This window comes from Devosia sp. XK-2 (assembly GCF_037113415.1).
Classification (GTDB): Bacteria; Pseudomonadota; Alphaproteobacteria; order Rhizobiales; family Devosiaceae; genus Devosia.
Window position 1 is genome coordinate 2,175,043 of record NZ_CP146608.1, and the last position, 21,164, is coordinate 2,196,206.

Sequence of the window (21,164 nt, forward strand, 5' to 3'; positions counted from 1 at the left end):
CTTGAAAATCAATAGCTTTTATATTTCTCTTCCAGCGCCGCCCGTGGAAATCAACGCGGTCAATGGCACTGGGAACGGCCAAATGAATCTTTCGCAGCCACACCGATAGAATAATTTGCCTGTCAGCCTATATGCTCAGCCTATGCCTTTATCTCTGGGGGTCTCGTCATGCCGGCTCTTCCTCGGCACCTCGTCGTTCCGACTTTCGTCCTGCTGGGCCTGTTCGGCGCCGGCGCGCAGGCCCTTGCGCCCATGATCCGGCCAGAGCCCGCCGCCGATATTCTCCCCGGCAGGGCCGAGCCCTATATCGGCGCCTGGTCCGTGACCCTGCCCACCCGCGAGCCGACCGAGCCCAATACGGCCTTGGCCGTCTGCGCCCTGCCCGTCCGGATCGAAAAGGCCAATGACACACACATTTTCTATCTTGGCCCCCGCGAGCAGGAGGCCGATGCCGCTATCGAACTAGTCGTTTCGGGGGACGGCACCCGCTGGCAACCCATAGCCGGCGGTCCAGCCTTTTTCGCCATCTGGGTCAATCCCGACAGCTTCTTTCTTTATGACGCCGTCGCCGAGGGCGAACCGGACTGGAGCCAGCCCTATATCTATGACCGCTGCGACTAGCCTGGGTCAGCCCTGGCGGCTGGGCACCTGTACCACCAGCCCGTCCAGCTCGTCCCGCACCTTGATCTGGCAGGAAAGCCGGCTGTTTTCGCGCACGTCAAAGGCGAAATCGAGCATGTCTTCTTCCATCACCGATGGACCGCCAACCACCTCGCGCCAGGCTTCGTCCACATAAACGTGGCAGGTCGCGCAAGTGCAGGCGCCACCACACTCGGCTACAATGCCGGGCACCGCGTTCATGATTGCGGTCTCCATCACTGTCGAACCATTTTCACCTTCGGTTTCAATGCGTTCGCCATCATTGGTGATGTAGGTGATTTTGGTCATCATCTGTCCTTCTGCGCTCAAGCCCCGATATAGCGACAGGCTGTACCCCCTGCAAGGACGCGCCTTTCCAACTTGTCATGCAGATTGCCGGACTTTAAGTCGTTCGCCGCCGCACATCGTGACAGCCTGTCTGCAAGCAAAAACCTTGGAGGACAGAAATGCTGGAGGAACACTTTCGTTTGCAAGCAGCGCGGTTTGCCCGGGTCGCCAGCGTGCTGACGCTGTCGGCATCGGGCGCAATGGCTCACGATTTGCCGCTTGGCGACGGCAAAATCTCAAGCAGTCCCAAACAGGGCTATGTCTATTCCTGCCAGAGCCGCTTCCCCGCCAATGGCGTCGGCGCGCATGCCAGCGGCGCCTGGTTGGACGAGGCGAGTGGAACCTGGGACCCCGATCTCAAGCCCATCGTCGACGGCACGGTGAAATGGCCCAGCGAGATCAGCCTGACGATCGAAGGCAACAAGCGCGTTGTCCGCGCCAATGGCCTGCCCGATCACACCACCGGGACATTTCCGGTCAGCCGCACGGACGATGCCTATCAATATGACCGCAATCCCAACGCCATCGCCGCCCAGAGCGTTCTCCTGCGCCTTGATGTCACGCCGAGCCTGGCCAGTTCTCCCAGTTGCGTCTCCATGGGCATGATCGGCTTCGCGCTTTCAGGCGCAGCCATCTACAACGCCCTGGATGCCAAGGGCGACGATGCGCCCGCCCACGAAATCCAGGACGGCTGCAATGGTCACCCCGAGCGGCAGGGCGAATATCACTACCACAACTATTCGGACTGTTTCGTGGACACGGCCAGCGGGCCAAATAGGCATAGCGATCTGATCGGCTACGCCCTCGACGGGTTCGGCATTTTTGGACTTTATGACGCGGGTGGCGACATACTCACTACCAGCGATCTCGATGCCTGCCACGGCCATACCGGGCCAGTCGAATGGGACGGCGAGGTGGTGGAAATGTACCACTACCATTTCACCCAGGACTATCCCTATACGCTAGGCTGCTTTGCCGGGAAGGTTTCGCGCTAAGCGCCGAGCAGGCCTTCCAGATAGTGCTTTTCCACGCCGAACATGGCCTTGACCGCCGCAATGCGGTCAAGCGCCGCCTGCCGGGAACCGGCATTGCCCTTTTGCGCTACGATCAGATTATTCTTGGGCGTATGCGCATCGGAGACAAACTCGAATACCTTGGTGCGATAGCCGTTCGCTTCGAGCAGCAGCGCCCGCAATCCATCGGTCACCATCTCGGCCTGCTTTTCCATGAAGGTGCCGTGGCGTAGCAAGAAGTCGAGCCGGTCATCGGCCGCACCCGTGCTCATCTCGCGCCTTATCTGCTTGTGGCAGCACGGCGCAACAGCGATCAGCCCCGCCCCGGCCTTGATGCCCTGATAGATCGCGTCGTCCGTGGCCGTGTCGCAGGCATGGAGCGCAATCACCGCGTCGGCGCCCGAGGCGTCATAGGCCAGAATATTGCCGGCCTCAAATCGCAACCCGCCAAATCCACTCTTCCGAGCCAGCGCATTGCCCGCTTCGACCAGCGCCGGGCGCAGTTCCACACCGATGATCCGAGCTGGCCGCTCCACCGCATTGGACAGGTAGTCATAGAGCGCAAAGTCGAGGTAACCCTTGCCCGCCCCCATATCCACGATCACCGGACTCTCTGCCTTAAGTCCCTGAATCAGCGGCGCAAAAATTTCCACCATCTTGTTGATCTGGCGGAACTTGTCCTGTGCATCATTGCGGACTACGCCGTCCTTGCCGGTAATGCCCAGCGCATGCAGCCAGACGGCCGACATGTCGGTGATGGGCCGGTTCTTGGCCCGGTCATGCCCCGCCTTGGGCTTGGCCCGCCCAGCGACATCCACACGCTTGAGCCGCTGCTTGTCGCCCTGCCGCTCAAACTGCAGATCGAAGCCGGTCGTTTCCAGCCGGGCCGACCGCCATTGATTTGCTAGACCATGGTCCAGCAAAGCGGCAACCTCATCCACCGACAGGTTCTTGGTCACGTCCCGGGTCTTATAGCGGAAAACAAGACTCAGGCGCTCGCCGGCCTTGATCGTGACCTTGCGCCCCTCGGCCGATTTCAGCTCCGCCTCATCGCCATGATAACCACCCAGCTTCAGCCGGGTCAGGGAGCCGTCGACAAATGCTTCGCGGGTCGCGGCGACAAATTCGGCAATGCGATCAGGCGCGCTCAATGCCGTTCCTTGGTGGTGAGGAATTCGATTTTCGGCCAGTCCTGCTTGGCCCGGTCCGCCCACCAGGCGTTCTGCGCCAGAAAAACCGGCGCATCCGAGCGGTCCTCGGCCATATTCATCTTCTGGGCGGCAATGAACCGCTTGAGCTCGTCGGCATCGTCGCATTCTACCCAGCGCGCCACCTCAAAGCCCATGCTTTCAAAGGTGATCGGCACGCCATATTCCTTGGCGACGCGGGCCGACAACACTTCAAGCTGAAGCTGACCGACCACACCCACGATCCAGTCCGCGCCGACCATGCGGCGGAACACCTGGGTCACGCCCTCTTCAGCCAGATCGCTCAGCGCCTTGGCCATCTGCTTGGTCTTCATTGCATCGCTCAGCCGCACGCGGCGGATGATTTCCGGCGCGAAATTGGGGATGCCCGTCACATTGATATTGGCGCCTTCCGTCAGCGTATCGCCCACCGACAGTGTGCCATGATTGGGAATGCCGACAATGTCGCCCGCCACCGCTTCCTCGGCCAATTCGCGATTATTGCCGAAAAAGAACATCGGATTGGACACAGCCATGTCCTTGCCCGAACGTACATTCTTGAGACGCATCCCGCGCTCGAACTTGCCCGAGCACAGCCGCACAAAGGCGATACGGTCGCGATGGTTCGCATCCATGTTCGCCTGCACCTTGAACACGAAGCCGCTCACCTTCTTGTCCGAAGGTGGAATGGGCGCCGGCACGGCAGGCTGCGGCCGCGGCTCCGGCCCCCAATCACCCAGCGTGCGCAGCAATTCGGCCACCGACACGCCCTTGAGCGCCGACCCGAACAGCACCGGGCTCAAATGCCCTTCATGGAAGGTCTTGAGATCGAAGCCCGGCAGCATGGCCTGCGCCATTTCCAGGGTCTCGAGCGCATTCATGAACACCGGATTGTCGACCAGTTCTTCGACCTCGAGCAGGTCTTCGAGCGCCTCGAACTCGGCAATCGTCTTGCCTTGGGGGTTCAGCACGCGCTTTTCAACAAGGTCGATATAACCGCCGAAATCGACGCCCTGCCCGATCGGCCAGAGCACGGGGGTCAGATCCAGCGCCAGCTTACCCTGGATTTCATCGATCAAATCCAGCGGGCTCAGGCCCTCACGGTCCACCTTATTGATAAAGGTGATGATCGGAATGTCGCGCAGGCGGCACACCTCGAAAAGTTTCAGCGTCTGGCTTTCGATGCCCTTGGCCGCATCGATCACCATGATCGCAGCATCCACCGCGGTCAGCGTCCGATAAGTATCCTCGGAAAAGTCCGAGTGGCCGGGCGTGTCGAGCAGATTGAGCGTCAGCCCGTCATAGTCGAAGGTCATCACCGACGAGGTGATGGAAATGCCGCGCTGCTGCTCCATCTCCATCCAGTCCGATCGCGTCGAGCGCGCCCCGGATTTGCCGCGCACCGCACCGGCCTGCTGAATGGCACCGGCAGCGGCTAGCAGGCGTTCGGTCAGCGTCGTCTTGCCCGCGTCCGGGTGCGAAATGATCGCAAAGGTGCGGCGGGTCTGGAACGGTTCGAGATTGGCGCGAGACGCGGCCTCGACAACTAAAGACATGGTCGACATGGGAACTTTTCGGCATGGGGCGCCCGACATTCGGCGCGCACATCACATTGGCTTGGCTCTATAGAGAATGGCCGATGCATGGTCAAATAGGCACCCCAGCGCGCCGATCAACACCGCGCACCGAAACTCTCACCTCTGTGTGGACTTCACCCCCAGCGCCTTGTAGCCGTCAAACAGCGGACCGCCATAGCGCGCCAACTCGGCATCGCACAAAGCCAGAAGCGCCGCGCCATCGCCTTCAAATGCTGCGGTCATGGCCGCTTCAAACCCGTCCCGCGCCTCCTGCCCGAGCATGCTCAGTCGCCGCGGCACCCATTTGCCATTGCCGCTCCACTGCCCCCGCCCCAGCAGCATCAGGTCCGCGAGCTTGGGATAGAGCTGCACCGCTATCGCACGGACTTCACTCGCGGGACGAAGGCCACGCAGATCGTCGGCGAGGTCGGACACCTGATAGAGCAGCCATGGATCGACCGCCTGTCGCGGGCCCGTCGCCAGCAATGCCCGCGCCCGGCTCTGAAACTGACGAGCCAGGCCAATGTCGGAACCGACAATGCGCCCCTCCGCCACCATGCTGACCATTATCGGCCGCCCGCTCTGCGCATCCTGCTCCAGGTAATGCGCCAGTGTGGACGGGTCCTGCACAAAGGCCTCGACCGGCATGTCATTGCTCTCGAACGATTCGCGCCAGGCCTGATCCAGCCGCGGATAGAGCACCACAAGGTCGAGATCGGACCGGACAGTGCCCTGGCCGCGCATGATCGAGCCCGCCACAAAGGCGCAGACAGCGCCGGGAAAGCGGGTTTCAAGCGCCAGGGCCGCTATGGCCATGGCAAGATTGGGCAGGAGGTCGGGTTGAGGGCGGTCCACGATGCTTGCGTCCTGTTCTGCGGACCCGGCGGGCAACAAAAAACCCGCTCGTTTCCGGCGGGTTGGTATCGTCCTGAAATGATCCGATGATCAGGTCACACGACACCACGCCCCCGCCTCGGCGGTGGTAATGGACATGGTGTTCATGGTCATCAGCTTGATCATGGAGCGCAAACTAGCGGGTGCCCGGTATGCGGTCAATTCCCGCGCTCAGGCCTCTTGGGTGACGAGCATGCGCGCAATGAAGTCACGCACTTCCTCCACCGCAATACTGAGATCGGCAATCCGCTCTGGCGTCAGCGGGCGTCCCGCCCGAAGATCCTTTTCGAGCCCGGCCGCCAGGTCGGATACACCCCAGGCGCCCACGCCGGCTGCCGCCCCCTTGATGGAATGGAGGTTGATCGCCAGGTCGTCAAATGCCGTGGCCAGCTTGAGACGGCCGAAATAGGTCGAAAGCGTCGTATCGAAAAGGCGCAGCACTTCCAGCTCGAGATGTTCATCCCCCAGGCATTGCTTGGTCAGATGCACCAGGTCCACGGGCCGCACGGGTTTTTGCTGTGATTGGGACCGCGCGTCCTCGACGATTGCTCTCTGCGCCACTCTGGCTACTCCTGACTACACCGGAAGGCGCCGTAGCGACCCTGTGCACAAGGGTAAGGCCGAGGACGTGAACAGGGCCTTAAGCCACATCTTTGCCTTTGTTTGGCCGTCCATTCCTTAACGTTTCCCACCCAAAAATTAACCTTTGGGTAAGAAACCGTTCGGTTTGCATAAAATTGAATGTATGAATGAGCTTTGAACCAGCGCGCGGCGGCGGGGGTTGGGGGGACAATGCGAAGCATTTGCATCGAATTGTTCCGGTTTGGCGACCGGCCCGGAAAGGGCCGTTCTGTCATGACTGCTCGTAAAGACCGCCGTGTAGCTGCAGTGCCGACGCGAGAGTTGTAAAGAGTATGGCGAACAAACCGACCCCCCAGAATGATCCGGCCGCGCTGGCCTTCTCGGCTGTCGAGGATGCCCTCAAGGACTCTGTGTTCAATCTGGATCCGCCGGCGCAGCCCGCCGCCGAAAAGAAGCAGGACAAAAAGCCTGACCCGGCCCGGTCCGAACGTCTGCGCGCCGCCGACCGCATCGCCCAGCAGGCCGGCACCGTGGCCAATGACGATCGCATTTCGGCCTCCAAGCTTCTCTACAGCCTGCAAAGCCGCTCCTCGGCTACGCCGACCTGGCTTGCAACCCTGCTCTCGCTGGTTTGGATCGTGGCAGTGGGCACGGTCGCCTGGATGCGCTTCGGCACCCAGATGGCCAATTTCAGCACCTTTGCCGGCTCCATCGAATTCGTCGCCACGCTCGCCATCATGGTTGTGCCGGTGCTCGGCTTTTTTGCCGTAGCCACCCTCTTCCGCCGCGCCGCCGATCTGCGCAACGCTGCCTCTTCGATCACCCAGGCCGCCATTCGCCTGGCCGAACCCGAGGTCACCGCCGCCGACAAGGTTGCCTCGGTGGGCCAGGCCGTCCGCCGCGAGGTCAATGCCCTTGGCGATGGACTGGAACGCGCCCTCAGCCGCGCCGGCGAACTCGAGGTGATGATCCATAACGAGGTCACTGCGCTCGAACGCACCTATTCGGACAATGAATCGCGCATGCGCGCGCTGATCGCCGAGCTGGCCAGCCAGCGCGAAAGCGTGCTGACCAATACCGAGCGCGTGCGCGAGGCTATCACCGAGAGCCATACCGGCCTCGTCTTCGACCTCGACATGATCAGCCAGCGCATCGCCGGCACCATCGTGGAAAGCGGCGGCAACCTCACCCGTGCGCTGGAAACCGCTGGCAATACGCTTACCACCGGCTTCTCCGAGCGCGCTGACGGCTTCGTCGCCCTGGTCGACAATCGCACCTCTGACTTCCTCGGAGCTCTGGATGACAGCACCGGCCGCCTGTCGATGAGCTTTGAGGATAACGCCGCTGCCATCGGCAAGTCCCTTGATGACCGCGCCGCCGAAATCAACGCCGGTATTGAAAGCCGCATCGGCAAGCTCAGCCAGGCGCTCGATCAGCATGCCGACAGCATTGCCCTGGCCATGGATTCGCGCACCCAGCAGCTTGCCGAGCGCACCGAGGCACTGACCGGCTCCTTTGAGGACCGCACCCGCTCCATTGCCGGCCTGATCGAATCGCGTACCGGCGCTCTGTCCACCGCGCTGGACGAACGCACTGCGGCGCTCTCCAACCTCCTGACGGACGGCGGCACTTCGCTATTGGATCAGTTGCGCGCACGCGGCGAGGAAGTCAGCGAGGCGCTGGCTTCCATCGGCGCCCGGGTTTCCGGCGATATCAGCGGCCGCGCCACCGAAGCCGAATTGCTGCTGGCCACCCTCACCCGCCAGCTCGACGAATCCGTTTCGATCCAGCTCAACGCGCTCGACAGCCGCCTGCAATCGGCGATCATCGAGATCAATGGTGCGCTGGACGACACCTCCGAACGCGCCCGCGCCACCCTGTCCACCGCCGGTCAGGATTCGCTCAGCCTCTTCGATACGCGCCTGACCGAGATCACCGGTCTGCTCGATGAAAAGCTGCATGCGCTGGACAATGTCATCGGCGACAAGGGCGAAAGCCTGGTGCAGCGCCTCGACCAGCAGGGCGTGAGCTTTGCCGCCCGCGCCAATGTGCTGGAAATGGCGCTCAACGAGGAATCGGGCCGCTTCAACGATATCGTCGCCGAACGCACCCGCGAGATGAGCGACGTCATCGGCGCCAAGACCAAGGCGATCACCGAGACGCTGACCAATCGCACCCAGGAGATTTCCGACAGTCTGGATGGCCACGCCGGCAAGCTCGACGAAGTTCTGTCCACCCGCGCCATTGAGGTCAGCGAGGCCTTTACTGCCCGCACCGGCGAGATGGAGGAAACCCTGGCCTCCCGCGGTGCCCAGATCAGCGAAGCCATCCGCCTGCGGTCCCAGGAGCTTGGCGATACGCTGGCCGCCGGCACGCAGACATTCGACCAGGCCATTGCCGGCCGCACTCAGCGCATGGCCGATACCCTGTCCAGCCAGACCCAGCATTTCCAGGAAACGCTGAGCCAGACCACACAGACGCTTGGCGACACCATTTCCGAGCGCACCAATGCACTCTCGCTGGAACTGGAGACACGCACGGCCGACTTTGCCGGTCAAATCGACGAACGCACCGGCCTGCTTGTCGGCAAGCTGGATGAACGCACCCAGGAACTGGCCAGCGCCGTCAACACCCGCACCCAGCAGCTTTCCGACGCCCTGGGCGCGCGCACTCAGGCCCTGTCCGACACCCTGGCCACCCATACGGCCTCGATTGGCGAAACCATCGGCCTGCATACCAGCGAACTGGCCGAAACGCTCGAACAGCAGGGCGCCAAGGCCCGCGACAGCATCGAAGGTTCACTGCGCCAGGTGACCGCTACCATGGAAACCCGGCTCGACGACCTGTCCAATCGCGTTTCGGGCAAGGTCGGCGAGGTCAACGAGACCCTGGGCGTCGGCCTGGATAGTGCCATTGCCCGCATTTCCGATGCCGAAGCCGGTGTTGCCGCGCGCATCGAAAGCGCCAGCGCCACTGTGGGCGAAAGCGCCCGCCAGGCCGCCGAACTCATCGAGACCGGCGTCACCTCGGCCCGCAAGGCCATTGCCGACATGGTCGATCAGCGCTTGGGCACCCTGCCCGAGGCCATCACTGCCCGCGCCGATATCACCGCCGAGCGCCTCGCGGCCCTCAACGCCTCGATCAGCACCTCGATCACCCAGTCCATGGCCGATCTCGAGGCCGGCGCCGATCGTATCGAGGAAACCATCGCCACCCGCATCACCGCGGCCACCAGCGCCATTTCCTCGGACGTGGAAAGCACGGCCAATCGCATGGATTCGGCCGTTCGCAATGCGCTCGAACAGATTCGTATGGCGGCCAGCAATATCGATCAGCTCGTTTCGGTAAAGGCGGTCGGCGCCGCCGAAGCCATCGAAGAGCGCCTTTCGACCATCAATCAGTCGGTCGAGGAGCAGACCAGCCAGTTCGCCAATCTGGTCAACGAGAAATCGGCCCAGTTGCAGACTGCCTTGGCCAGCCACGGCAATCTGTTGCGCGATGCTCTGGGCGAAAACGCCCGCGAGGCCGAGGAGATCATGTCGGTCTCCACCTCGCGCATCCTCAGCGATGTCACCAATGCGCTGAACAAGCTCAACGATTCCAACCTGCTGCTGCAGCGCGTGCTCGATGCCTCGACCGCCAATCTAGCCAGCCTGGAAACCAGCGTTGCCCAGCAGACCGCGAACTATTCCAACACCATGCGCGAAGCCATGGGCCAGACCGAACAGGCCGGCACCATGGTCACCCAGCATGTGGGCGCCCTGCAGGCAACCATTGCCGGCATGGTCGAACAATTCTCCTCCATGCTCGGCCGCCTCGATGCCGAAGCCGCCGGCCTCACCCAGGCCGCCCAGACGCTCGATGCCTCCAGCTCCAATGCGCTGGAAAATCTCGAGGATCGCCGTGGCGCCATGGACGCCCTGGCCCAGAGCTTTGCCGCCCGCGCCGACGATATCGATGGCCGCATGCGTCTCTTCGCTCAATCGATTGCCGACACAGTCAACGACACCGAACGCCGCCTGATCGGCGCCCGCCGTGCCATGGACGAAGCGCTCAACGCCACCTCCCATTCGGTCACCGACGCCCTGAACCAGACCACGGCAACCGTCACCGAAGCGCTCGAGCAGAACGCCAATAGCGTCACCAACGCGCTCTATGCCAATAATGAGCGCTTCTCCACCGCGCTTCAGGGCAATGTCTCGCAAATGGATAGCGCCGTGCAGCGTGCCGCCGAGGCCGCCGCCGCAGCGCTCAACCAGACTTCGCAGTCGGTCCGCATGGCCCTTTCCGAGCAGTCCAATCAGGTCAATACGGCCCTCGAAGACAATGCGAACCGGGTCAGCGACGTTCTCGCCTCGACCGCGGGCAGCGTCACCGATGTGCTCACCTCAACCACCAGTTCGCTCGCCGACACCATTTCGGACTCCACCAGTTCCGTGCGCAATGCCATCGCCTCCAATACCGGCCAACTGCGCCGCGCACTGGACGAGACCACCGGCGAAGTCACCGGCAAGCTGGGCGAGTTCCACGAGGTTGCCGATACCGAAGGCCGCCGCGCCAACCAGGCCCTGCAAGAGGCCCAGCAGCGCATGGTTGCCGAGATGCAACGTGCCATTGAGGACGCCACGCGGCGCTTTGCCGATACGGCGCACGCCATGCGCGAAACGGCCCGCGAAGTGGGCAGCGAACTCGAATCCACCCGTGCCGAACTGGCGCGCGGCGTCAACGAGCTGCCCGAGGAAACCCGCGCCAGCGCCGCCGCCATGCGTCGCGTTGTGGCCGAGCAGATCGAGGCCCTCAGCGAACTCAACGCCATTGTCCGTTCGCAGCCGGCCAGCCACGACCTGACCGACCGCCGCGCTCCCCAGCGCGCCCAGCGTTCGCCCGAACCCCCGGCCTATCAGCCGCCGCCGCGCCAGGCCGAACCGCCGCGCGATACCTATCGCGCCGAGGCCCCGCGCCAGACGCTGGTCGACCCGATCCGCTCGGCCACTGTCGTCGAGCAGCCGGTACCGGCTCCTGCCCCGGCACCGCAACAGGCGGCCCCCGCCCCTGCTGCCGCCGCCCCGCGTCAACCCGCCGAAGCCGAAGGTGGCGGCTGGCTCCGCGATGTGCTGCGCAATGCGTCGGCCAAGCAGGCTGGCGGCGCGGCCCCGCAAGCCCTCTCCGGACTCAGCGAGGAGATCGCTCGCTCCATCGACGATGCGGCCCTGGGCGAAGCCTGGGCCCGCTACCAGGCCGGCGAAAGCAATGTCTTCACCCGCCGCATCTACACGCTTACCGGTCAGGGCACCTATGACGAAGTGCGCAAGCGCATCCAGCGCGACGCCGACTTTGCCCGCACGGCCCAAGCCTATATGAGCGAGTTCGAGCAACTCCTCAAACGCGCCGCCGCCGGTCCCAACCCGGCCGCCGAAACCCGCGAATACCTGCTCTCGGACAAGGGCAAGGTCTACACCACCCTCGCCCACGCCAGCGGCCGCCTCGGCTAAGGTTTTCCGCAACCAGACATGAAAAGGCCCCAGAGCAATCCGGGGCCTTTGTCGTTTCAGCGGGTGTCGGAAGGTTCGGCAATTGGCATGGCAAAACGTCCAGCAGCAGCCTGCACGCCTGGCGTCTCAGCCTGCCGCCAGCCCGTTGAAAATAAGATTCTTTATGCTCCCGGCGCTCTTCTGGCTTGGTGCACCGCCGGATACCGCCCGCAGCCCATACCCCTCCAGACCATCCAAAATCAACAAAGCTGCTTCGCGCGGGTCGTTCTCCGCGGAGAACACCCCCGATTGAACGCCCCTGCCCAGGCAGGCGACGATTGCGTCAATCAAGCGATTGCGGTTCTTTTCAAAGACCTCGGCTATAGGCGGATTACGTAGGGCCTCTGTCAAAATCTCGATGCCCAGCAGCGCGTTTTCAGGTGTCGCAGACCAGACGGCATAGCGTTCAATGAACCTCTCTAAAGCGTCCTTCGGACTGTCTGGCTCCGAGAGCAGATCGATGAAGCCGGACAGCTCCTCCCCCTCCATCTCCGCGATGAAGACCAGAACCGCGTCCTTGCCGGCGAAGTGGTTATAGAGATTGCCCAGACTGATACCCGCTCGCGTCGCGATGTCCCGCACGCCCGTCTGGTGATAGCCGCGCTCAAGAAAGCAGGCCACGGCTGCATGGACGATTTCCAGCTTTCGAGGATGGTGGGCTTTGCCGCGTTCAGCCAAGGCTTGACACTCCGAGTTCCGGCAAATAGAAACTGAACGATCGTTCGTTCATGTTGATTTGATATCCCGTATATCGGCAGAATCACAACAATTCAAAAGGCTTTGCTCCTCATCTGTCCGGCCTCCCGGATTTGCGAACCTTCGCAATGGGCGTCATGGCTCGATTGTGCCGACCGCTCTGGAGACCGATCACCGGGTACTGGTGGTCTGCGCTGGGGAGGTCATTGGCGAGTGCAGACCATAGAACGGACGATCAAGAGCGGGAAGCGCAATGAAGGAGAATGCTTTGTCGATCCAGTCAGGCAGTCGGCTTGAGGGCCTCGATCTTGCTCGCTACATCGCCTTTGTGGGAATGGTGACCGTCAATTTCAGCCTGGCGATGGGCGCTAACCAGGGCGCCGAATTGCTCAAGATGCTGACGAGTGCCTTGGAAGGCCGCGCAGCGGCGACCTTTGTCGTGCTGGCCGGGATCGGACTTGGACTGGCTGGCCAAAAGCGCCTTGACCAAACAGTGTCCGTCACGATCAAGCGCGCGCTGTTCCTCCTGGCTCTCGGTCTGCTCAATGCAACGATATTCGAAGCGGACATTCTGCACTATTACGCCTTGTACTTCCTGTTTGGGGCGCTCCTGTTGCGGGTCGGCTCGTGGATGCTACTTGGTGTCATCGTTGTACTGAACGCCTTGTTCGTCATCCTGATTTTCATCCTGAACTACGACGCTGGATGGAACTGGACCAATTACACCTATGAAGGGTTCTGGACGCCCATTGGCTTCGTCCGCAATCTGTTCTTCAACGGCTGGCACCCCGTGGTTCCGTGGCTTGGCTTCATGCTCTTCGGCATCGTCCTGAGCCGGCTTCAGCTCTCGCAACGCACAATCCAGTTGAGGTTGTTGATCGGAGGCGGGCTCGCGCTCGCGATTGCCGAATTGTGTAGCGCCTGGCTGACCCCTCAGCTTGCTCAACTGGCTCCTGAACTTGCGGCGCTGGCGACGACAAAGCCGGTCCCTCCGATGCCGCTCTATACGCTGGCAGGAATTGGCGCCGCATCCATGGTCACAGGCGGCTGTTTGTTGATTTCTGACTGGCTCGGCTCGATCGGCATTCTTCGCCTTGTCACACCGGCCGGACGGCAGAGCCTAACGCTCTATATCGCACATATTGTTCTCGGCATGGGCGCACTCCAGGCGCTTGGCATGCTCGGCGAACAAACTATTGAGCAGGCCGTCGCCGCGTCCGCCATTTTCTGTTTGCTGGCCACGGCCTATGCCATGATCTGGAATCGATGGTTCATACGCGGACCGATTGAGGAGTTAATGCGAAGGATTGCAGGCTAGGGTCTAGGCGCCGCATATGGAACCGCATCAGCCAGGACGACGGTGAGGGCTGCGCTCGAACGGCTTGGCCGAGATAGAATTCGGCACCGAGCAAGGTGGGTGTCGAGCAGTCCGCGGGGTCGGAACTCGATGGAATGCCCGTTTATTCCCTCCCAACACCCCACCGCGTCGCCCTCGGGCGCGACCCGAGGGCACTACACTTGCCGTGTCATAGTCCGACGGTGAACCCAAAGTGCCCCCCTCGGGTCAAGCCCGAGCGCGACATTCCCGCGATTGGGGTCTGCACTTATCCAACTAATCCCCGCCCCCAAAACCTCCCACATACTGTCCCCGTTCTCACCGACAACACGCGGTACCGACGAAGTGCCGGGTGAGGAGGCAGGCCGCACGGTGTCGATCGGGCGGAGGCGTGTATGCTGACCACCGGTCGCTCAACTGAAGCGAACGGCAACAGGCGGCGATGGATGTTTCGGCATCCGGGCCAAAAGTCTGCGCCGCTCGTGGATGGGATGAGCAACCCGCAAGGGGGCCGCTCGATGCATGCGTCCGAAATCCTGTTCGTGGGAAGCGGCTTTCGCCTCTTCTTTAATTTAACCGAGGCGAAAGCCGCTTTTCACCGTGCAACCGCGACGCCTCAGGGCCGGGCGGCGCGCAATCACGGCCACTCAAATGCACGGAACCGACCAGAAGTGCCCTAGCCCGCCAACGATTTGGGTGGACGCATCTTGAGCGACCACAATACGCAGCCAATAGCCAGCAGCGAGGTCAGGGTCGAATAGAAAAATGCGTAGGCGCCGAAATGCTCGACCAGCACGCCGAACACGGTCAGCGCCGCCATGGCCATGGCCATATTGAGCATATTGGCAAAGCCCTGCGCTTCGGCGGCATTGGCCTCATTGGTCCAGTTGGCGATGAAGTGCACGACGCCGAAATAGCCCATGCCAAAGCTGAAAGCATGCAGCGATTGGGTGAGGAACAGCACTTCCACCGGCGGGTTAAAGGCCATGATGGTGAAGCGGATCAAACCGGCAATAGCGCCCACCAGGATCATGTTACGCGCCGTCACGCGCCCGCCGAACCGCCGCCAGACAAACATCAACACCGCCTCGCCCACTGCGGCAAAGCCCAGCAGCGGCCCGAGAAAATAGCTCGGAATGCCGTTTTCATGCCAGAGCAGCGCGCCGAACCCGCCAATCACAGCATTGGAGGAATTGACCAGCGCAAAGGCCAGGAGCGGCAGCACGAACCAGGGTTGGAGCGCATCCTTGAGCCGGCTCGGCTGAGCGACCGCGCCGGGCGCGGCATCGGCCAGCGTCACCTGTGGCTTTGGCGCCCGGAACCGGGGCAGCAGGAAAGCCAGGCCCGCTCGCGCCACCACCATCACCACATAGAGCGTGACAAATGCCCCCGAACCCAGGGCGTTGAGGAACAGCCCCAGTCCCCCGGCGCCAACCACATAGCCCACCGTGGCCCAGGCGCGGATGACGCCGAAATCGGTGCCATTTCGGCGCGTCATCCGCACCGTGGCCGCATCGATCACCGGCGCAACCAGCCCATTGCTCGAAGCGCAAAGCCCCCAGATCAGCAGGATGCCCCAGAATTCGGACACGAAATACATCGGCAATGCCGTCAGCGCCGAAACGATGGAAATGCCGATCAGCGCCGTGCGCCAGTCATCGGCCTTGTCGGCAACACGGCCCACAATCATGTTGAGCAGCAAGAGCAACAGGGTCGGCAAGGCGTTGATAACGCCGATCTGGTCGGCCGGAATGCCGTGCTCGCTGAGCCAGATGCCCAGAAAGACCGAGGCCACACCGCCCGGCAGATAAACGGTAAACTGATAAATGGATGCGCGCAGCTCGGGGGAATCCAAGCGCGAAAGAACCGACGACATGAAAAGAACTCCCGGCGCAAAACGGCGCCGCGTGCCCTCAACTGCCTCGGAAGCGCGTCCGAGGCAAGGCCAATTCGCACTTGTCTGACATTTCTATCCCTTCACCCGGCCTACCCGACCTGCGCGAGAGAATGCTGCCGCACTGTCGCCGGCGTCAGGCCGGAGATGAATTGTTTCGCGCTGGCCGCCCAGGTGAATTGCTCACCCAGCGCCCTGGCATGGGACCGCTCCAGCATCAGCGACCGGCGCACCGCAGCACCGAGGTCTTCACTCAGCGACCCTGCCCGCGGATCGGTCACCACGTCGCGCGGCCCGGTCACCGGATAGGCCGCCACCGGTGTGCCCGAGGCCAGGGCTTCGGTCAGCACATTGCCAAATGTATCGGTGCGGCTGGGAAAGACGAACACATCGGCGCTGCGATAGGCAGCAGCCAATGCCTCGCCATGCAGATAGCCGATGAAATGCACCCGCGGATGCAGCCGCTCCAGATGCACCCTGTCCGGCCCATCGCCGACAACGATCTTGGTGCCCGGCACGTCAAGGGCCAGAAAGGCCGCCACATTCTTTTCCGCCGAGATACGCCCGACATAGAGCAGATGCGGACCAGGCAGATCGGTGAACATGGTTTTTTCGCCCGGATGGAAACGCACCCCATCCACGCCCCTGCCCCAAAGGCTCAGATGGGAAAAGCCATGGCCGCGCAATTCCTCACGTAGCGAGGGTGTTGGCACCATCGTCCTGATCGCCGGATCGTGGAACCAGCGCAGATAGCCATAGCTCCACTCTTCGGGCACTGGCAGCCGCGCGGCAGCATATTCGGGAAAGCGCGTGTGAAAGCTGGTGGTGAAGGCCTTGCCCCGTTCCAGGCAATAGCGTCGCGCCAAAAGCCCCAGCGGTCCCTCCGTGGCGATATGGATATGATGCGCCCTGGAACGGGCCATAGTCAGAAAGACAGCCCGTCGCGACGCCAGCGACAGCCTGATTTCAGGATAAGTCGGCACCGGAACGGTCCAGAATGGCTCCGGCGTCAGAAAGCTGACCTCATGCCCCCATTGCCGCAACTGTCCGGCCAGACTCTCCAATGTGCGGACAACACCATTGATCTGCGGTCGCCACGCATCGGTGACGATCAGGATACGACGACTGGTCAGTCCGGGGTCGATATACATGGCAGCACCACGATTGCTCGCAATGCCATGATGGTGCACGACTTGCGCGTCGCGCCCGTGACGAGAAGGTGACGGTCAATTGACGGCGTTACTGCCCGGAAACGTGACGCAATTTCTGCTTGCGACCCTCGCCGGTCACCATCTCCGTCCACTTGATCAGCTCAAACTGGCCATCGTGATTCTCGACAATGGCCGTACAGCTTTCCACCCAGTCGCCGGTATTAATGTATTGGATGCCCAGCCGGTCATGGATGTCTGCGAAGTGAATATGGCCGCAGATCACACCATCCACGCCGCTTTCCTTGGCTTCATGCACCAGGGCCTCCTCGAAGCGGCCAATGACCGAAACGGCATTCTTGACCTTCTGCTTGGCCCAGGCACTGAGCGACCAATATTGCAGCCCCAGCCGCCGGCGCACCCAATTGATGGCGATATTGACCCGCAGCGCCGCGTTATAGGCCCAGTCCCCGACATGGGCGAGCCACTTGGCGTTCATCACCACCACGTCAAACTGATCGCCATGGATGACCAGATAAGTCTTGCCGGTCGCCGAAGTGTGGATCGTCCTGTCCACCAGCTCGATCTCGCCGAAATAGGTGCCCAGATATTCGCGCAGGAACTCGTCATGATTGCCCGGCAGATAGACGATCCGCGTACCCGCCGTCGCCTTGTCGAGCAAGAGCTGGACCAGTTCGTTATACTGCGCCGGCCAGTGCCACTGCTTGGCCAGCCGCCAGCCATCGAGAATATCGCCGACCAGATAGATGGTCTCGGCATCATGCGCGCGCAGAAATTCGGCCAGTTGCGCGCTGCGGATCGGCTTCATGCCAAGATGCACATCGGACAGGAAAAGCGCCCGAACGTGCCTGATCTCGCGACCTTCCGACATCAGTTTGGGGTCTCCTCATCACGGAAAGTCATCTTACCGGCTGTGCACGACGCTGAAAACACAAGGTCGGAGAAAACCGGGGAAAGTGTGCTCAATGCATGCGGGCTTTGAGTGCGACGATACGGTCATAGCTCTGGGCAATCCGTGCCGCAAAGGTCGGATCGGACGCCGCCTCGGCCAGCAGGATGTTCAACACCTCCTGCGCCAGGCCCGGCCGGTAATCTGCCGTGTTGGAAAAAAGCAGAATATCCATGCCCGCCCGCACCGCCATGACAACCGTATCTTGCAACGAGAAATGGTCGCGAATGGCGCCCATCTCCAGGTCGTCGCTGATGACCACGCCGTCAAAGCCCAGTTCGCCGCGCAGCACACCATCGATCCAGCGCCTGGAAAGCGAGGACGGCGTCTGCGCATCACCCTCGGCATAATCCGCGTGATAAAGATGTCCCACCATGACCATGTCTACGAGGCCTTGGTCGATCAAGGCACGATAAGGCTCCAGCTCCGCCGGATCCCAGCTTCGCGTGATATCGACAAAACCCTCATGGCTATCAGCCGTCGAGGAACCATGACCGGGGAAATGCTTGAGCGCCGTCACCAGGCCCGCCGCATGATGGGCTCGGATGAAGGCCGCATCGTATGCCGTCACCAGTTCAGCATCGTCAGAAAACGCACGCCCGAACCGGGCGATGATCTGGTTCTCCGGATTGGAATTGAGATCGGCAACAGGGCCGAAATTCACCGAAAACCCTTGTTCGGCAACGCCCCAGGCCATGCGCAAATAGAGCGTCTCTGCCTGTTCCGGCGTATTGCGGGCGGCCACCGTGGCCGCATTCGGGATCTCGGCAAATCCGACATCCCGTGTCAGCCGCTCCACCGCCCCGCCTTCCTGGTCCAGCGTGATGAAGGGCGCCAGGTCCGGTGCCGCCTCCCGGAACAGGGTATTCATTTCCCGCACGGTCTCGAGGCTGGTCACGTTCTTTTTAAGATACATGACGCCACCCAGTCGTCCCGCCGCCAGATCGCTGGCCACGGCGCGAACACCGGCGTCTTTCGGCCCGTCGCCCTCAAAGCCCACGATGATCATCTGTCCGGCCATTTCTGCCAGCGTCGTTGCAGACGCGGGCACTGTCAGCCAGGGCAAGGTGCATAGGACAATGATAAAACGCAGCACGGACACTCACCTGCCAGGGAATCGGGCTCGCAGATTGCCGAGCAAATGGCGGCAAGACAATGAACCTTTGCCGACCAAGACGCGGTTGCCCCGCGCCCGATCGCGTCGCTGTCCGGTCCGACGGACAAAGGGCCCGACGTGCGGCTCTCTTCGGCGTCGCCGTCCGACAAGTGGGCGGTGGACCATTGCCCACCGCCCACTTGGTGCTAGGCGGGCTTGTTCTGGCGGTTGGCGATCAGATCATCCACCACCGAAGGGTCGGCCAAGGTCGATGTGTCACCCAGAGAGCCGAATTCGTTCTCGGCCACCTTGCGCAGAATGCGGCGCATGATCTTGCCCGAACGGGTCTTGGGCAGACCCGGCGCCCATTGAATGAAGTCCGGCGACGCAATCGGCCCTATCTCCTTGCGGACCCAGTTGCGCAGCTCGACGCGCAGTTCGTCGCTGCTGGTCTCGCCCGCCATCAGCGTCACATAGCAATAGATGCCCTGTCCCTTGATGTCGTGCGGAAAGCCCACAACGGCGGCCTCGGAGACTTTCGGATGCGCCACCAGCGCGCTTTCGACCTCGGCCGTTCCCAGCCGGTGCCCGGAGACATTGAGTACGTCATCGACGCGGCCGGTAATCCAGTAATAGCCGTCTTCGTCGCGCCGGCAGCCATCGCCGGTGAAATAATTGCCCTTATAGGTCTCGAAATAGGTCGAGACGAAGCGGCCATGGTCACCCCAGATCGTGCGGGCTTGGCTGGGCCAGCTATCCTTGATGACTAGCACACCCTCGGCCTCGGCCTTGGTCTGCTCCTGCACCTTGCCCTCTGGGGAGAGCACTTCCGGCTGAATGCCGAAGAAGGGTTTCGTCGCCGAGCCCGGCTTGGTTGCGATCGCACCCGGGAACGGGGCAATCATGTGCCCGCCGGTTTCGGTCTGCCACCAGGCGTCGACAATCTCGCAGCGGCCCTTGCCCACCTTGTTATAGTACCAGAGCCAGGCTTCGGGATTGATTGGCTCGCCCACCGTGCCAAGCAGGCGCAGCGAGGGCATGTCGTGCTTTTCGACATATTCGGCCCCCGCCCCCATCAGCGCGCGGATGGCCGTCGGCGCGGTGTGGAAAATGTTGACCTTGTGACGCTCCACCACCTGCCAAAAGCGGCTGGCATCGGGCCAGGAGGGGATGCCCTCGAACATCACCGTGGTCGCACCATTGGCCAGCGGACCATAGACGATATAGCTGTGGCCCGTGATCCAGCCCACATCGGCCGTACACCAGAAAACGTCGCCTTTGCGATAATCGAAGCTGAGCTCGTGTGTAAGGGACGCGTAGGTGAGATAGCCGCCCTGGGTGTGCAGGACGCCTTTGGGCTTGCCGGTGGAACCAGAGGTATAAAGGATGAACAGAGGATCTTCCGCATTCATCGGCTCAGGATCGTGGAACGGTTCGACGCCGGCAGCGGCCTCGTGCCACCACACATCGCGGCTGCCCTTCATCGGCACGTCGGCGCCGGTATTGTGCACCACCAGAACCTTGGAGACGCCGGGACAATCCTCCAGCGCCTTATCGACATTGGCCTTGAGCGGCACAGTCTTGCCGCCGCGACGGCCTTCGTCTGCGGTGATAACCACAGCTGAGTCGCAGTCATTGATGCGGCCAGCCAGCGAATCGGGCGAAAAGCCGCCGAACACCACCGAATGCACCGCGCCGATACGCGCACAGGCCAGCATGGCATAGGCCGCCTGCGGGATCATGGGCAAGTAGATGGTAACGCGGTCGCCCTTCTTCACACCCAACGACTTGAGCACATTGGCGCAGCGGCAGACCTTTTCGTGCAGCGTGCGATAGGAGATGTACTCAGCCTGATCATTGGGATTATCGGGTTCCCAGATGATGGCGATATCGTCGCCATGCTCGGCCAGGTGCCTGTCGATGCAATTGGCTGCAACATTGAGCACCCCATCCTCGAACCATTTGATCGACACATTGGGATATTCGAACGTGGTGTTCTTGATCTTGGTGGGGAAAGTCACCCAATCCAAGCGCTTGGCCTGCTCGGCCCAGAACCCGTCCGGATCCTGGATGGAGCGCTGGTAAAGCGCATCATATTGCTCGGCCGTTGTATGGGTGCGCGCGATCGCGGCCGCGCTTGGCTGGAATAAGAGCTGGTCGCTCATCGTCTTCCTCCCTTATCTCTCCCGGCATCCGTTCTAATGTTCCGCCAGCAAGGCGGCAAGGCCCAGTACCTGCGACTTATTAGGTATT

16 protein-coding genes are annotated in these 21,164 nt (G+C 62.0%); 5 read left to right on the forward strand and 11 right to left on the reverse strand.

The genetic code is table 11. The annotated features are described in order from the left end of the window. The first annotated feature begins 168 nt into the window (after positions 1-168). Entirely contained in the window at positions 169-621 is a 453-nt protein-coding gene (locus V8Z65_RS10665) for a hypothetical protein (protein WP_338719825.1), read from the forward strand. Positions 622-627: 6 nt separating this feature from the next. On the opposite strand, the gene V8Z65_RS10670 is transcribed toward V8Z65_RS10665, so the two are convergent. Continuing rightward, the gene (locus V8Z65_RS10670; RefSeq protein WP_338719827.1) at positions 628-948 is read right to left on the reverse strand and encodes a 2Fe-2S iron-sulfur cluster-binding protein; all 321 of its coding nucleotides are present in this window, start codon (positions 946-948) and stop codon (positions 628-630) included. Positions 949-1,106: 158 nt separating this feature from the next. Here V8Z65_RS10670 and V8Z65_RS10675 point away from each other — a divergent pair, with 158 nt between their 5' ends. Further along, positions 1,107-1,982, forward strand: a complete 876-nt coding sequence (locus V8Z65_RS10675; RefSeq protein WP_338719829.1) for a YHYH protein — start codon at positions 1,107-1,109, stop codon at positions 1,980-1,982. Here the strand turns inward: V8Z65_RS10675 and V8Z65_RS10680 are convergent. From V8Z65_RS10680 to V8Z65_RS10695, 4 genes are all read right to left on the reverse strand, one after another. After that, a complete protein-coding gene (locus tag V8Z65_RS10680) occupies positions 1,979-3,151 on the reverse strand; it encodes an SAM-dependent methyltransferase (RefSeq protein ID WP_338719831.1) in 1,173 nt (390 codons plus the stop codon). The genes V8Z65_RS10675 and V8Z65_RS10680 overlap by 4 nt on opposite strands. Next, positions 3,148-4,743: a peptide chain release factor 3 gene (locus V8Z65_RS10685; RefSeq protein ID WP_338719833.1), complete on the reverse strand. Its 1,596-nt coding sequence runs from the start codon at positions 4,741-4,743 to the stop codon at positions 3,148-3,150. Before V8Z65_RS10685 ends, V8Z65_RS10680 begins: the two co-directional genes overlap by 4 nt. A gap of 138 nt (positions 4,744-4,881) precedes the next feature. Beyond that, positions 4,882-5,619, reverse strand: a complete 738-nt coding sequence (locus tag V8Z65_RS10690) for a nucleotidyltransferase domain-containing protein (protein WP_338719834.1) — start codon at positions 5,617-5,619, stop codon at positions 4,882-4,884. A 210-nt stretch (positions 5,620-5,829) separates the two neighbouring features. Beyond that, on the reverse strand, positions 5,830-6,219 hold the full coding sequence (locus tag V8Z65_RS10695) for an Hpt domain-containing protein (protein ID WP_338719835.1): 390 nt from the start codon (positions 6,217-6,219) through the stop codon (positions 5,830-5,832). 353 nt (positions 6,220-6,572) lie between these two features. Between V8Z65_RS10695 and V8Z65_RS10700 the strand changes: the two genes are divergently transcribed. Further along, a complete protein-coding gene (locus V8Z65_RS10700) occupies positions 6,573-11,732 on the forward strand; it encodes a hypothetical protein (protein WP_338719836.1) in 5,160 nt (1,719 codons plus the stop codon). A 126-nt stretch (positions 11,733-11,858) separates the two neighbouring features. Here V8Z65_RS10700 and V8Z65_RS10705 read toward each other — a convergent pair whose 3' ends face one another. Next, positions 11,859-12,449, reverse strand: coding sequence for a TetR/AcrR family transcriptional regulator (locus V8Z65_RS10705; RefSeq protein WP_338719837.1), 591 nt, complete (start codon positions 12,447-12,449; stop codon positions 11,859-11,861). 271 nt (positions 12,450-12,720) lie between these two features. On the opposite strand from V8Z65_RS10705, the gene V8Z65_RS10710 reads away from it, so the two are divergent. Next, positions 12,721-13,785 (forward strand): heparan-alpha-glucosaminide N-acetyltransferase domain-containing protein, encoded by a 1,065-nt coding sequence (locus tag V8Z65_RS10710; protein WP_338719838.1) that lies wholly within the window; start codon positions 12,721-12,723, stop codon positions 13,783-13,785. A 413-nt stretch (positions 13,786-14,198) separates the two neighbouring features. Then, positions 14,199-14,483 carry a hypothetical protein gene (locus tag V8Z65_RS10715; RefSeq protein ID WP_338719839.1) on the forward strand — a complete coding sequence of 95 codons (285 nt, stop codon included), beginning with the start codon at positions 14,199-14,201 and terminating at the stop codon, positions 14,481-14,483. Here V8Z65_RS10715 and V8Z65_RS10720 read toward each other — a convergent pair. The 5 genes from V8Z65_RS10720 to acs form a co-directional block, all read right to left on the reverse strand. Then, entirely contained in the window at positions 14,480-15,679 is a 1,200-nt protein-coding gene (locus tag V8Z65_RS10720; protein WP_338719840.1) for an MFS transporter, read from the reverse strand. The genes V8Z65_RS10715 and V8Z65_RS10720 overlap by 4 nt on opposite strands. Positions 15,680-15,789: 110 nt before the next feature. Continuing rightward, positions 15,790-16,848 (reverse strand): glycosyltransferase family 1 protein, encoded by a 1,059-nt coding sequence (locus V8Z65_RS10725; protein WP_338719841.1) that lies wholly within the window; start codon positions 16,846-16,848, stop codon positions 15,790-15,792. An 88-nt stretch (positions 16,849-16,936) separates the two neighbouring features. Next, positions 16,937-17,737 carry a UDP-2,3-diacylglucosamine diphosphatase gene (locus tag V8Z65_RS10730; RefSeq protein WP_338719842.1) on the reverse strand — a complete coding sequence of 267 codons (801 nt, stop codon included), beginning with the start codon at positions 17,735-17,737 and terminating at the stop codon, positions 16,937-16,939. A 91-nt stretch (positions 17,738-17,828) separates the two neighbouring features. Then, a complete protein-coding gene (locus tag V8Z65_RS10735; protein ID WP_338719844.1) occupies positions 17,829-18,911 on the reverse strand; it encodes a glycoside hydrolase family 3 N-terminal domain-containing protein in 1,083 nt (360 codons plus the stop codon). A 206-nt stretch (positions 18,912-19,117) separates the two neighbouring features. Continuing rightward, a complete protein-coding gene (gene acs, locus V8Z65_RS10740; protein WP_338719846.1) occupies positions 19,118-21,076 on the reverse strand; it encodes an acetate--CoA ligase in 1,959 nt (652 codons plus the stop codon). Between the last annotated feature and the right edge of the window lie 88 nt (positions 21,077-21,164).